Raw genomic sequence first — 15053 nt, 5'->3', positions numbered from 1 at the left:
AATTAAAATTTTGTATTTGGGTTAATCCAACTCATCATTTTATCTTCTAAAATAGCTAGTGGTACACAACCAGCTTCAAGAATTTTTTCATGAAATAGTTTTATGTCGAAATCATTGCCAAACCTAGCTTCTGCTTTAGACCGAAGCTCCATAATTTTTAATTGTCCTATTTTATATGATAATGCTTGACCAGGGTTTGCCATATAGCGTTCAATTTCTGCGGTAATAGCAGCTTCTGATTCAGCCTCATTATCCAATGAATATTGAATAGCTTCTTCCCTAGACCAGCCTTTAGAATGTAAGCCAGTATCTACAACCAAACGAACTGCTCTATGCATTTCTGCACCTAGCATACCAAAGTATTGATATGGGTCTTGATAAAGACCTAGTTCTTTACCTAAAGACTCAGTGTATAAAGCCCAACCTTCGCCATAAGCACTATACCATAACGTTTTTCTAAATTGAGGTAAATCTTCGTTCTCCTGGGTCAATGAAATTTGAAAATGATGACCAGGTATAGCTTCATGTAAAAATAAATCTTCATCAGAATAGATATTGTATGATGATACATTTGGTATAGGAACATAAAAAATACCAGGTCTAGTACCATCTAATGAGCCAGGATTATATTCGGCACTTGCCGATGCTTCTCTAAAAGCTTCTGTACGTCTAACTTCAAAAGGAGTTTTAGGTTGCTTACTGAATAAAGCATTTATTTTTGGTGTCATTTTTTTATGTATGTCATTGAAGTTATCTATGACTTGTTGGGGGTCGGTAAAAGGCATCAATTCTTTTTTAGTACGAACCTCTTTAAAAAAATCTTTCAGAGTGCCGGTGAAACCAACTTCCTTCTTGACTTTTTCCATTTCAGAACTGATTCTGGCAACTTCTTTTAATCCTATTTCATGAATTTCTGATGCGGTTAATGTTGTTGTAGTGTATAATTTTATTTGATGGGCATAATAGGCATCACCATTTGGTATGTCTTGTATTCCACTAGATTCTCGACCAGCATTCATATATTCATTAGCCATAAAATTATAAAGCTCTTTATAAGTTGGTACAATTTTATTGGTAATAAGCTTGGTATAATCAGAAGTTAACCTTGCTCGCTCGGTCTCAGTAAATTCACTAGGAAAATTCTGAATAGGAGAGTAGAATAAATTCAATTCCAATTCTGCATCGGCAACACTTGCCAGCTGAGGTAATACCTTTTTAATTAAAGATTTTGGCAGTACATTTTTCGCTTTAATTCCTGCTTCCATTTGAGTCTTTGCAGATTTTAACCAAACCACATAATCAACTAAGCGATTTAGCCAATTGTCATAATCCTCTACAGTTTTAAAAGGTTGTGCGCTGCTTCCGCCAGCTAATTGGCCAATCATTAAATTCATAGACCACATTTGATCGATTGGCGTATAGTTCTCAAACTCTAAACCTTCTAGGTTAATTTCACATTCCCATTTTAAAATGGCATATGACATTCGCTCATTTTCTGAAAGTTTAGCCTTTTCAAATCTCTTCGATTTATCTAAGTAACTGGAGTAATAGTTTTTCAGTTCTTTCTTATAGTCGGCAGCGAGAAAATTGGGTAAGGTGTCATTGTATCTGTAATCTCCTTGAAAAGTGGCGTTTAATGGATTCAACTTTAATCCGTCCTCATAATAATGAGTTAATAAGGTAATGAAACCGACATTGTGCATGGTCGGATTAGTGGTTATTTCTTTACTGTTGTTTATTTGAGCTTCAGTTTTAAGCCCAAAAATTAGAGTGAATATAATTAGTGCTTTTTTCATTAAATGTGTTGTTTTAAATTTAAGATAGGTATTTCTTAAATCTGTCTTTTTTATATTGAGGTACAGATTCATTGGTCATAAATAGGGTTAGAAGTTCTCGTGGCTTCTCTTTTAAAAACATCAATTCATAAAATTGTTGAACCGTAAGAGAATTTGAAGACCTCTCAATTAAAACAACATCATCTCCTGTTTTTACGGTGCCTTCTTCAAGTATTTTAACATAAGTGCCAGGATGATTATGAGCGATGAATTCTTTGAGGATTTTTTGAGTTTCGAAACGTATACCTAGCTTATAACATGGTTCTCGCGGTTGAGAAACTTGAACTAAAGCTTCTCCAATTCTATAAATATTGCCCACACGAACTTTAAATTCATCAAGGCCTTCAATGGTCAAATTTTCTCCGAACATTCCCCAATCCCAACTCAAATTAGGATATAATTTTTTCCAATAAGAATAGTAATCTGAAGAGAATAAATAACAGGCTTTATTGATGCCACCATGGTGAACACGGTCTATAATGGTGTCATCTTTAACATCGTTTTGTCTTAAGAATAAACCTTTTGAAGTGGGATACTTGAAAATGCCAGTTTGCTCTTTTTCACCGTTCCATTCAAAAGTTACTGAGCTTCCTGTGTTAGTTGAAATTACCTTCATGTGGTGAAGATAAAAAAAGCACTAATATTTATGGTAATATGGTTAATCAATCTTTAGAGTTTCAAAAAGGGATAGGTTGAATTTCTTAAAATCAAAGGAATACTGTTTTAGTATTATGATTTACGAATCTGTGTACATCATTTTTCTATATTTACGTTGATGGCATTTTTAACATTCATACTTTTTACAGGCTTTGTTGCCTTTTATGCAACTTGGAAACTACGTAAAGATAAACTCAACACTCAAGATGGTTATTTTTTAGGAGGTAGATCGTTAACCGGTATCGTTATTGCAGGATCTCTATTGTTAACCAATATTTCGACAGAGCATTTAGTGGGTATGAATGGTTCTGCCTATAAAAATGGTGCAATAATTATTGCTTGGGAAGTGACCTCTGCATTAGCGTTAGTAATAGGTGCTTTATATTTTGCGCCTAGATACTTGAAAATGGGATTGACTACTATACCTGAGTATTTAGAAAAACGTTTCGATGGATTAACCCGAACACTTGTAGCATTATTATTAATTATATCGTTTGTAGCTACACTATTGCCAATAGTACTTTATACAGGAGCCTTAAATATTGAGGCGATTTTTGAAATATCCAATTTATTAGAAGTTAGCCAAGAACAAGGCATATTTATTACCATATTAATTGTAGGTGTTTTAGGTGCGATATATGCCATATTTGGAGGACTAAAAATGGTTGCTTATACCGATACTATAAATGGATTTGGACTTCTGGTAGCGGGTTTATTAGTGCCTATTTTGGCATTGTTGAGTATAGGTGAAGGTAATATTTTTAGTGGATTTGAAATGGTGTTTAATAACAGTCCGGAAAAATTTAACGTCATTAGTAATGAATCGAGTATCGGTGAAGGAGCCCGAACTGCAATTTTACCATTCGAGGTACTTTTTACAGGATTGATGGTGAATCAGATTTATTTTTGGACCATGCATCAGTCGATTATACAACGAGTTTTAGGCGCGGTGAATTTAAAAGAAGCACAAAAGGGGTTACTGTTTACAGGACTTTTAAAAATTTTAGTACCACTTATTATTGTTTTACCAGGGCTAATTGCATTTTATTATTTTGGAGAAACCCACTACGATAATCAAGATAGTATTTATCCATTGTTGGTGAAGAAAGTAATGCCATTTTGGCTAACAGGTTTCTTTGTTGCGGTAATGATGGGTGCTATTTTAAGTACATTTAATAGCGCCCTAAATAGTGCGGCGACAGTTTTTAGTTTGGGAATATTCAAAAGATACCTAAATAAAAATAGTAGCGAACTTAAATTGGTTAGAATAGGAAAACTGACATCAGCTATTCTTGCTGTATTTGCGATTTCAATCGCACCTTTTGTAGCCAATGCTCCAGCAGGGTTGTATCAACTTTTACAAGAATTGAACGGAATATTCTTCATTCCTATTGCTAGCGTAATAATAGCAGGATTCTTATTTCCAAAGGTTACCGCTACAGGAGCTAAAATTGGGTTGTTATTTGGATTGCTTTTTTATGTCATCGTGAATTTCGGATTTAAAGTAAATCTTCATTTTGTTCACATTTGGGGATTAGAATTTATTCTGAATATAATAGTCATGCACTTGGCTTCGTACTTTTTTTCAAAGGAAAAGAAATTTGAGATGCAAGACTCGGGAATATTAGATTTGAAACCTTGGAAATATGCTAAACCATTTAGCTTGTTCTTAGTTTTATTTACAGTGATTTTATATATAATTCTAGGGAATGTGTAAATTTATCTAACAATTAATCTCTTACTCATGCAAGAAAAAGTTTTCAGAGACTATAATGCACCAGATGTATCGGTTGCAGTAAAAGAACATTATCGTAAGATGAGAAAAAATCAAACTTTAGATTATGTAAAGCGTATGCATAAAAAATATCTAACTTTTGATAAGCCCATGGATCTTTGGGATGCCATGCGTCATTTGAATAGTCTTATTGATGTAAGTGACCCGGATATTAACTTACCTAACATTCAGCATTTAATACAAAGTGCAGAAGCTATACGCGCAGATGGCAGACCTGATTGGATGCAATTGACAGGTTTGATTCATGATCTGGGTAAAGTAATGTTCTTAAAAGGGTCTGATGAAGATGGTACGAGCCAAGCAGAACAATGGGGTATGGTCGGAGATGTATTTATAGTAGGCTGCGCATTACCAGGCACATGTGTATTTCCTGAATTCAATAGTCTTAATAAAGACATGCAGAATGAAAAATATAACACAGCAACAGGCATTTATGAAAAGGGCTGTGGTATAGATAATGTAGATTTAGCTTGGGGCCATGATGAATATTTGTATCAGGTATTAAACAATCATAGAACAAATAAATTACCGGAAGAGGCTATGGTGATGATACGTTACCACTCCTTTTATCCTTGGCATTCTGGAGGTAGTTATAAAGAACTCTTAAGTGATAAAGATGCTGGTTATTTAGAATTGATTAAAGATTTTAATAAATACGATTTGTACACCAAAAGTCAGAAAGTATATGACTTAGATGAGGTACTGGATTATTATCAGCCAATTGCTGAAAAGTATTTGGGTACTGAGCCTATCTATTGGTAGTCTTATGGGGTATTAAATAAAAAACCGCTTCAGTTATGAAGCGGTTTTTTAGTATAGCGTAATACTAATGGTTATTTCACCATCTCATAACTACGTTTAATAAACTCTGTCAAATCTTTACCTTTTAGTAAACCTTTAGATAGCTTGGCCAAGTCAAGTGATTGATTGATCAAGCGCTCTTTTTTCTTGGCTGTTTTGGTATTTAATATTTCACCGACCAGCTCATTATTTGTATTAACGATTAGGTTATACATTTCTGGCATGGCACCCATACCGAACATACCGCCACCGCCACCGGTTTGCTGCATTTCTTTCATACGACGCATAAATTCTGGTTCTGTAATGGTAAATGGTGAAGCATCACTATCCATAGCTTCTAATTGAACCGTATAGTTGCTTTTTTCTCCAATTACTTTTTCCAATTCGGTTTTTAAAGTTTCCTTTTCCTCATCAGATAATTTAGAAATTTGAGTCTCCTCTTTCTGAATCAGTTTATCTATATGGTCAGCATCTACACGAGCAAAAGAAATATTTTCTTTAGAACTTTCTAATTTTTGTATCAAGTGGCCAATAATAGGAGAGTCTAATAACAACACTTCATATCCTTTAGCCTTAGCTGTTTCTATATAACTATGTTGAGCTTCTTTATCAGAAGCATAAAGAATAACTGTCTTACCATCTTTATCAGTTTGTATTGCTTTAATTTTTTCTTGTAATTCTTCAAAAGTGAAATAAGAACCATCTACCGTTGGGTAAAGTGCAAACTTATCTGCTTTTTCAAAAAACTTGTCTTCAGAAAGCATTCCGTACTCAATAACGATTTTGATATCGTTCCATTTTGCTTCAAATTCTTCTCTATTGTTTTTAAATAAAGAGTTTAATTTATCGGCTACTTTTCTAGTGATATAAGAAGATATTTTCTTTACGGCACCATCCGCCTGTAAATACGAACGAGATACGTTTAAAGGAATGTCAGGAGAATCGATAACACCACGTAACATGGTCAAAAATTCAGGTACAATTCCTTCAACATTATCCGTTACAAAAACCTGATTCTGATAAAGCTGAATTCTATCTTTTTGTTGGTTTAAGTCATTAGAAAGTTTTGGAAAGTAAAGTATACCTGTAAGATTAAAAGGATAGTCTACATTCAGGTGAATATGGAACAAAGGCTCCTCGAACTGCATCGGGTAAAGCTCTCTGTAAAAACTTTTATAATCTTCTGGTTTTAAATCTGCAGGTTGTTTTGTCCAGGCCGGGTTAGGGTTGTTAATAATGTTATCAACTTCTACTGTTGGTGCGGGATCCTCTTTTTTGGCTCCTTCTGGTTTTGGTAAGGTTTCCGTTCTCATTCCGAATTTTATCGGAATAGGCATAAACTTGTTATACTTACTCAACAAGCTCTTTATCTTACCATCTTCTAAGAACTCGGTAGAATCATCTGCTATATGAAGTATAATCTCTGTACCGCGCGTATCTTTTTGAGCCTCTTCCATTACAAATTCAGGAGAACCATCGCAAGACCAATGTACGGCTGGCTCGTCTTTATAACTTTTAGTTATAATTTCTACTTTATTAGCAACCATAAATGCAGAATAGAAACCTAAACCAAAATGGCCTATAATACCTGAATCTTTGGCAGAATCTTCATATTTGTTCAAGAACTCCTCTGCTCCTGAAAAAGCAACTTCATTGATATATTTTTTAACCTCTTCTTCGGTCATACCTAGACCTTGATCAATAATGTGAAGTTTTTTTCCTTCTTTGTCGACCTTAACTTCAATAATAGGGTTGCCGTAATCAACTTTGGCTTCGCCAATAGTTGTTAAATGCTTCATCTTCAAAGTTGCATCGGTAGCGTTTGAAATTAATTCTCTTAGAAAAATTTCATGATCGCTATATAAGAACTTTTTAATAAGTGGAAAAATGTTGTCTACAGACACATTAATTTTACCTGTTGCCATATGTTATATTATTTATGTCACCAATCTAGTGACTATTGCTATATAAATGTTTGATACAGTGAAGTCAAAAAAAATACCACAATAGTAGTTTGTGACAAACTGACAGTTTTAAGTGCTTGTAAAGTTTAACATATTTTTTTGTTTATCTATTGCGATAAAAGGTTAAACATAATGTATATTTGTATTGTGATTATGAAAAAGTGCTATGAAAAAGAATTTTACACATAATCACATGTTGATTATTTATTGGTTAGGTTGTTTGAAACGTGCTATTTTTTAATAGCACGTTTTTGCTAAACAAAAGCTAATGTTTCATAAAAACTTCTAACTATGAAAATTGCATTGTACCTTTTATAAAAACTATTGAATATGTCTACAAAAGCAAAAAAAATATCGAGAGAATCTATTGTTACAATGTTTATGGACTATGTTTTAGAGCATGAAGAAGTGCCAAAGACAGTTTATAAGTTTTGTAAGGTAAACAGTATACAAGAATCTGATTTTTATTTACATTTTGGCTCAATAAGTACATTGCAAAAGGGAATATGGACTACCTTTTTTGATAATGCATCTAGTGTTATGATGAAGAATAAAGAGTATCAAGATTTTTCTAATAGAGATAAGATGCTCACATTTTTCTATACTTTTTTTGAGGTTTTAACCCTTAATAGAAGTTATGTTTTATTCGCAATGGAACAGTCTATTAATACGCTTAAGAATATGGAGCAACTTAAAGGCATGCGAAGAAATGTAAAAGAGTTCGCAAAAGGTTTAATAGTAGCTGGTAATGAGAATAAAAATACAAAAATCACCAAGCATAATCCTCAGTTATTCTCAGAAGGTGCTTGGTTACAATTTATGTTTTTATTGAATTTTTGGAAGTCAGATGATTCGGCAGGTTTTGAAAAGACAGATGTCGCAATAGAAAAATCTGTCAACACTATATTTGATGTATTCGATAATACTCCCTTAGAGAACATTCTCGATTTCGGTAAATTTCTTTACAAAGAAAATTTTGCCTAATCTAACGAACCTACAATTTGAAAACACTTGATAGAATACCTACCGGAAAGATTGAACGAGCTAGTAAGCTAGTTAGTACAGGGGCCAAAATTGGTGGTAATTATGCAAAATATTTAGGCAAGAAAATTATAAATCCTGATACAACGAAAGACGAACTGAACGAGGATAATGCCACAGACATTTATGACGGATTAAAATCTCTCAAGGGCAGTGCTTTAAAAGTAGCTCAGATGTTGAGTATGGAAAAGAATTTGTTGCCTAATGCTTATGTGGAAAAATTTTCTCTATCGCAGTTTTCTGTTCCACCATTATCTGCCCCTTTAGTGCGTAAAACATTCAAAAAATACTTAGATAAATATCCAGAAGAAGTTTTTGATACTTTCGAAAAAGATTCTATAAATGCGGCAAGTATAGGTCAAGTACATAAGGCAACCAAAGATGGTAAAACATTAGCGGTTAAAATTCAATATCCTGGTGTTGCACAGAGTATTAGTAGTGATTTGGCTATAGTAAAACCTATAGCTATTCGAATGTTTAATTTACAAGGTAAAGACTCTGGTAAATATTTTAAAGAAGTAGAGAATAAACTAATAGAGGAGACGGATTATTTGCTAGAAGTTGCTCAAAGTATAGAAATAACAAAGGCTTGTAAAGGTATACCGAATATAAAATTTCCTCAATACTACACTGATTTATCTAGTGAACGAATTATTACAATGGACTGGATGACGGGCAAGCATCTAAGTGAATTCACGAAAACAAATTTTTCACAAGAAACAGGGGATAAGTTGGGACAAGCTTTGTGGGATTTTTATATGTTTCAGATTCATGGTTTACGAAAAGTGCATGCTGATCCACATCCTGGTAATTTTTTGGTGAATGATGAGAATGAATTAATCGCCATTGATTTTGGTTGCATCAAAGAGGTTCCTGATTCGTTTTATATACCTTATTTCGAATTAGCAAATCCTGAGAATATTTCTAATGATAAGATTTTTACAGATAAATTGTATGAATTAGAAATTTTGACGGTAACCGATAAACCAGTTGAAATAGAATTTTTTAAAGCACTCTTTTATCAGTTGCTGAGTTTGTTTACATCTCCGTTTCATAATGAGGAATTTGATTTCGGCGATGAGGTTTTTTGGGGTAAAATAGCAGATTTAGGAGAGCAATTTGCTTCTGACAAGCAAATTAGAAAGATGAATGGAAATAGAGGATCAAAGCATTTTCTTTATATGAACCGTACTTTTTTTGGGTTATATAATTTACTTCACGATTTAAAAGCCAATATTAAGGTGAACAATTTTAAGAAATACTTAGATTGAGATTTATAGCAACATTCTTATTACTGGTGTTTGTTACATTATTAAGCTTGATTATTAATTCTTGTTTATATTGCAACACTAATTCTGCCTGAAATCCTTCAGGTTAAAAATATTACTATGTATAATTCAAAAATAATTGGCTTAGGTCATTATGTTCCTGATAACGTAGTGACAAATGATGATTTGTCAAGAAAAATGGATACCAATGATGCCTGGATTCAAGAACGTACAGGTATTAAGGAGAGAAGGCATGTGGTGCCAGGTGATGGTGATACCACAACAACTATGGGTGTAAAAGCCGCAAAGATTGCTATTGAGAGAGCTGGTATTGATAAAGATGATATTGATTTTATTGTTTTCGCTACATTAAGTCCTGATTATTATTTTCCTGGTCCAGGTGTTTTAGTTCAAAGAGATTTAGGTATTAAAACTGTTGGTGCCTTAGATGTTCGCAATCAATGTTCAGGTTTTGTTTATGCAATTTCTATTGCCGACCAATATATTAAAACCGGTATGTATAAAAATGTATTGGTTATTGGTTCTGAACTCCATTCTCACGGATTGGACATGACTACAAGAGGTAGAGGGGTATCCGTTATTTTTGGTGACGGCGCTGGGGCGGCTATTTTAAGTAGAGAAGAAGATAACTCTAAAGGAATTCTTTCTACCCATTTGCATTCTGAAGGTCAACATGCTGAAGAACTTTCATTGATTGCGCCAGGAATGGGCAAAAGATGGGTTACTGATATTATTGCGGATAATGACCCAAATGATGAATCTTATTTTCCTTATATGAATGGTCAATTTGTGTTTAAAAATGCAGTTGTGCGTTTTAGCGAGGTCATTATAGAAGGTTTAGAAAAGAACAAACTGAAATCTACTGATATAAATTTATTGGTGCCCCATCAAGCAAATCTTAGAATATCGCAGTTTATTCAAAAGAAATTTAAACTTACCGATGATCAGGTATTCAACAATATCATGAAATACGGTAATACAACGGCTGCATCTATTCCAATTGCGCTTACAGAAGCATGGGAAGAAGGAAAAGTTAAAGATGGTGATCTTGTAGTTTTGGCCGCATTTGGTAGTGGCTTTACATGGGGTAGTGTGATCATACGATGGTAAATAAAGAACCCATGGTTTTGCCATGGGTTCTATATAGTTTACTTAACAAGAAAAAACCAACCATTCTTCTTTATTAAATAGACCTATACAATATAGTAGACGAATATTTTTATCTATTGTTACTGCTGGAGGGTAACTTATTTTAGATAGTGTAGAAATTTTGCTTTTTTGAGAGTCTTGAAAGATAAAAACCCGGACATTCCAAAATAAATCGGAAGCCGGGCTTCATAATGCTGATAGGCTATACTAAACACTAACCATTAACTATAAACATATAGCGTTACCAACAATAAATTCTAATACTCAGAGAATATCTAACTATACTAATAGACGAAATATTGCGCAATTAGTTACATATATGTACTATTTTAACATTCTAATATGATGAAAAAGACCCTTGTTTTTGGAGCTTCCTTGAACCCAGCTCGATATAGCAACTTAGCAATAAGAAGACTGGTAGATTCTGGAATAGAAACCCAAGCCTACGGATTGAGGGAAGGTGAGGTTTCTGGAGTCAACATCAGTAATAATTTTGACAAAATTAATGATATTCATACAATTACCCTATATCTAAACCCAAAAAGACAAGAAGAATATTTTAATAAGCTAATTTCTTTAGCCCCAAGTAGGGTAATATTTAATCCGGGTACTGAAAATCCCACATTTTATAGTTTACTTGAAAAGAACGGTATAGAAGTCGATGTGGCCTGTACCTTAGTACTTTTGTCTACCGGTCGATATTAAAAAATCCTAAGCAATATCGTTAAGACTAGGCACTGCTGGCCGACTTCGAATAAGCCAAAGTCCTACGAAAGTAAGTAGACCGTTTAAAGGTAGTAGCTCATATCCAAATATATATCCACCTAAATATTCATTTGGTAGTTTAGCTAAAACAAGAATTATTGAAACACAGATTAGGGCAACTATCCAGACATATTTATCTTTTACCTGATGCTTTGTAAAAATACCAAAAGAGAATAAACCTAGTAGCGGCCCGTAAGTGTAAGAAGCTACGGTAAGTAAACCATCAATAACATTTCTATCTAAAATATATTTGAATGAGATGACTACCATAATCAGTAATACACTCATGCCAATATGTGTCATTCTCCTTATTTTCTTTGCTTCCTTTTTTGGTTTTTTTTCAGTGTTGAGAAAATCTACACAAAATGAAGTGGTTAGCGATGTTAGTGCACTATCCGCACTGCTGTAAGCCGCTGCTATTAAACCTAGCATGAAAGTTACGGCAACGGTAATACCTAAACCACTATTTAAGGCAATTTCGGGGAAAAGTAAATCAGATTTTGGTGAGCCATCCATGAGTGGTATTGCTATATTGTGTGTGTCGGCATAAATGAATAAAAGCGCACCTAGCAACATAAAAATAAACGTAACTACGACGAGCACAATACTAAAGCTGACCATGTTTTTTTGAGCTTCCCCTAAATTTTTACATGTTAGGTTTTTTTGCATCATATCTTGGTCTAGGCCAGTCATGCAAATAGTAATAAACATTCCGCCTAAAAATGATTTGACCAAATGGTTTTTTGACGAAAAATCATCTGTAAAAATAGTTTTACTGTATTGCCCCAATTCTGGCGAATTTAAGAACTCAATGAAGGTCCAATCCATTTTATCCAAAATAAAATAAATAGAAAGTCCGACAGATACAAGCATGAATAATGTTTGTAAAGTATCTGTCCAAACGATAGTTTTTATTCCACCTCTAAATGTATAGACCCAAATAAGTAATATAGAAAGAATGACGGTTATTTCGAAAGGAACATTCCAAGCATCAAAAACAAATTGTTGCAGTACGATAGCTACTAAGAATAATCGAAATGCAGCACCTAAAACCCTAGATATGAAAAATGATATGGCGCCAACTTTATAGCTGACAAAACCAAATCTATCATCAAGATATTCATAAATAGAAGTAACATTTTGTTTATAATAAATAGGTAGTAGTACGAATGCAGTAACCATATATCCTAGAAAGTAACCAAACACTACTTGCATGTAGCTAAATTGAGAAGCATCTACCCAGCCAGGAACCGAAATGAAAGTGACACCAGATAATGATGCTCCAACCATACCAAAGGCAACTAAATACCAAGGCGATTGTTTTCCGGCTTTAAAAAAATCTTCATTGGAATCGTTTTTGCCAGTGAAATATGAAATAATCAAAAGCAAAACGAAATAGCCAGAAATCAAAAGTAGTATATGGGAGGCGTTCATTATTTATTATTTTGAGGGCAAATTACAAAAAGTTAAAGGAGGTATTAAGATAAGATGAAAAGGTTGGGCTTAAATTGACAATTCTCGAATTAATAGCTAATAAAGTATTCGAATTTTTTTAGTAGAAATATTTTTTGATACCTTTTCATCGTACAAATTCTAAAAGCATAAATAATGAGGCGATTGAATAATTTTTCTGATAAGATAATTGTAATGGTATTGGTTTTCATTTTTAGTATCACCAATAATGTGTATGGTCAAGATGCTTTAAAAACAAATAAGAAAATAGACAAGGAACTTGCAAAATTATTGAAAGATAAAAGTATAAAAAGTGCTTTTGAGTATATAGATGCTATCGAAGAAGAAACGAATAAAAACTTAATTGAATTAACTGAAATTGCAGCTCCACCTTTTTTAGAAGGGGAAAGAGCTAAGGCCTTAGAGAAAATGTTTGTTGATGCAGGTGTAGACAATGTCTCAATAGACGAAGTTGGTAATGTTGTCGCATTGAAAAAAGGAACAGAAGGTGGAAAAGTAATAGCATTAGATGCTCATTTAGATACCGTTTTTCCAGAAGGTACAAGTGTAAATGTGCAACAAAGAGGTGATACATTATTCGCACCAGGAATAGGAGATGATACTAGGGGATTGGCGATGCTACTGACTATTTTTAAAGCAATGAAAAATTCTAATATAAAGACGAAAGCAGATATTTGGTTTGTTGCAACAGTAGGTGAAGAGGGATTAGGAGATTTAAGAGGGGTTAAGCATCTTTTTAGAAATGGTGCACCTAAAATAGATTCATGGATATCCATTGATGGTGGATCAATAGGGAGAGTGAATAACGCTGGTTTGGGGTCAGTTAGGTATAAGGCTTTATTTACAGGAAAAGGAGGGCATTCTTGGGGAGCATTTGGATTAGCGAATCCACATCATGCTTTAGGTTATGCTATAAAGGAGTTTTCTGTCAATGCTAAAAAATATACAGACGAAGGACCTAAAACAAGCTTCAATATTGGAAGAATGGGTGGAGGAACTTCTGTAAACTCTATACCTTTCGAATCTTGGATGGAAGTAGATATGCGTTCAGTCGATAAAGATAGGTTGGTAGAGATTGACAGCCTTTTTAAGGCATCAATGCAAACAGCTTTAGAAGAATACAATAACTCTGGCATTGATGACAAGATTTCTTTAGAATTAATTAAGATTGGAGATAGGCCTTCAGGAGAATTATCCATAGACACACCTTTGGTACAAAGAGCTATTAGTGCTACAACCTTATTTGGAGCTACGCCAAGTCTTACTAGAGGGTCTACCAATAGCAATATTCCTATTTCTTTGGGAATTCCGGCAATAACTATAGGCAGAGGTGGTATTGGTGGTGGTGCACATTCATTAAATGAATGGTGGTTGAACAAGAATGGTGCAGAGGCCATTAAACTTGCTTTACTTCTAACAGTGTCTGAAGCTGGTTATTAGAACTAAAAACATAGTTAAGAGAATACTAAAGAAATCACTAACGGTTACTAGGCTATTTAAGTATAGCCTAATTTACAAGTGTATCATAAAATATGACTATAATTCAATAAGAATTTTGTGCACGCTGTACGGTATATTTTTCAACTTTAATCGTAAATTTATACCCATTAAAGCCTATGGATTTTTCATCTAAATTATTAGAAAATGCAGTATATGAAGTGTCGCAATTGCCAGGTATTGGTAAGCGAACTGCATTACGATTGGTATTACACTTGCTAAAGCAACCAGAACAGCGTACAGAAAATCTTTCATCATCATTGGTCAGTTTGAGAAGTAAAATTCAGTTTTGTCAGAATTGTCATAATATTTCAGATACCCATATGTGTGAGATTTGCGCAAATCCTAAAAGAGATGATACTTTGGTTTGTGTCGTTGAAGACATTAGAGATGTAATGGCAATAGAAAACACAGGTCAATTTAGGGGAAAGTATCATGTTCTTGGGGGAAAAATCTCTCCTATGGAAGGTATTGGACCACAAAATTTAAAAATTAAATCGCTCATTGAAAAAGTAGAAAAAGGCGTAATAAAGGAATTGATTTTTGCGTTGAGTTCTACAATGGAAGGCGATACGACAAACTTTTATATTTTCAGACAAATTGAAGGTTTAGAGGTAAAGACGTCTACCATTGCACGAGGTATTGCAGTAGGTGATGAATTGGAATATGCTGATGAGGTAACCTTAGGTAGAAGTATAGTGAATAGAGTTCCGTTTGAAGGTTCGTTAAGACAAGATTAGTTCTTGTAATTTCACTATAATATCAATTAAAAGGTATAAATTTTATT

Annotated in this window: 12 protein-coding genes; 8 read left to right on the top strand and 4 right to left on the bottom strand. The window is 33.7% G+C overall.

Annotation, left to right across the window (positions count from 1 at the left end):
- Positions 1–2 precede the first annotated feature (2 nt).
- Entirely contained in the window at positions 3–1796 is a 1794-nt protein-coding gene (locus BMY56_RS15495) for a DUF885 domain-containing protein (RefSeq protein WP_091626338.1), read from the bottom strand.
- Positions 1797–1815: 19 nt separating this feature from the next.
- A complete protein-coding gene (locus BMY56_RS15490; RefSeq protein ID WP_091626268.1) occupies positions 1816–2451 on the bottom strand; it encodes an MOSC domain-containing protein in 636 nt (211 codons plus the stop codon).
- A gap of 159 nt (positions 2452–2610) precedes the next feature.
- On the opposite strand from BMY56_RS15490, the gene BMY56_RS15485 reads away from it, so the two are divergent.
- Positions 2611–4209, top strand: a complete 1599-nt coding sequence (locus BMY56_RS15485) for a solute:sodium symporter family transporter (protein WP_091626265.1) — start codon at positions 2611–2613, stop codon at positions 4207–4209.
- A 27-nt stretch (positions 4210–4236) separates the two neighbouring features.
- Entirely contained in the window at positions 4237–5049 is an 813-nt protein-coding gene (locus BMY56_RS15480; protein ID WP_091626263.1) for an inositol oxygenase family protein, read from the top strand.
- A gap of 71 nt (positions 5050–5120) precedes the next feature.
- Here the strand turns inward: BMY56_RS15480 and htpG are convergent, their stop codons facing one another.
- A complete protein-coding gene (gene htpG / locus BMY56_RS15475) occupies positions 5121–7013 on the bottom strand; it encodes a molecular chaperone HtpG (RefSeq protein ID WP_091626260.1) in 1893 nt (630 codons plus the stop codon).
- Between the two features lie 369 nt (positions 7014–7382).
- Here htpG and BMY56_RS15470 point away from each other — a divergent pair, with 369 nt between their 5' ends.
- The 4 genes from BMY56_RS15470 (at position 7383) to BMY56_RS15455 (ending at position 11236) form a co-directional block, all read left to right on the top strand.
- Positions 7383–8036: a TetR family transcriptional regulator C-terminal domain-containing protein gene (locus BMY56_RS15470; protein ID WP_091626257.1), complete on the top strand. Its 654-nt coding sequence runs from the start codon at positions 7383–7385 to the stop codon at positions 8034–8036.
- Positions 8037–8053: 17 nt separating this feature from the next.
- On the top strand, positions 8054–9364 hold the full coding sequence (locus tag BMY56_RS15465; RefSeq protein WP_091626255.1) for an ABC1 kinase family protein: 1311 nt from the start codon (positions 8054–8056) through the stop codon (positions 9362–9364).
- A gap of 117 nt (positions 9365–9481) precedes the next feature.
- Positions 9482–10492: a 3-oxoacyl-ACP synthase III family protein gene (locus BMY56_RS15460; RefSeq protein ID WP_091626252.1), complete on the top strand. Its 1011-nt coding sequence runs from the start codon at positions 9482–9484 to the stop codon at positions 10490–10492.
- Between the two features lie 384 nt (positions 10493–10876).
- Positions 10877–11236: a CoA-binding protein gene (locus tag BMY56_RS15455; RefSeq protein WP_091626249.1), complete on the top strand. Its 360-nt coding sequence runs from the start codon at positions 10877–10879 to the stop codon at positions 11234–11236.
- A 6-nt stretch (positions 11237–11242) separates the two neighbouring features.
- Here the strand turns inward: BMY56_RS15455 and BMY56_RS15450 are convergent, their stop codons facing one another.
- Positions 11243–12730 carry a sodium:solute symporter gene (locus BMY56_RS15450; protein WP_091626247.1) on the bottom strand — a complete coding sequence of 496 codons (1488 nt, stop codon included), beginning with the start codon at positions 12728–12730 and terminating at the stop codon, positions 11243–11245.
- A 174-nt stretch (positions 12731–12904) separates the two neighbouring features.
- Between BMY56_RS15450 and BMY56_RS15445 the strand changes: the two genes are divergently transcribed.
- Together BMY56_RS15445 and recR are read left to right on the top strand one after the other, a co-directional pair.
- Complete coding sequence (locus BMY56_RS15445; RefSeq protein WP_245737240.1) at positions 12905–14209, top strand: M20/M25/M40 family metallo-hydrolase; 1305 nt, start codon at positions 12905–12907, stop codon at positions 14207–14209.
- A gap of 176 nt (positions 14210–14385) precedes the next feature.
- A complete protein-coding gene (recR, locus tag BMY56_RS15440) occupies positions 14386–15006 on the top strand; it encodes a recombination mediator RecR (RefSeq protein WP_091626244.1) in 621 nt (206 codons plus the stop codon).
- Positions 15007–15053: the final 47 nt, after the last annotated feature.

The sequence above is a fragment of the Maribacter orientalis genome, assembly GCF_900109345.1.
In the GTDB taxonomy this organism is placed as follows: Bacteria; Bacteroidota; Bacteroidia; order Flavobacteriales; family Flavobacteriaceae; genus Maribacter; species Maribacter orientalis.
The sequence above is the reverse complement of the archived record's forward strand: the minus strand, read 5'-3'. Positions and strand labels throughout refer to the sequence as shown.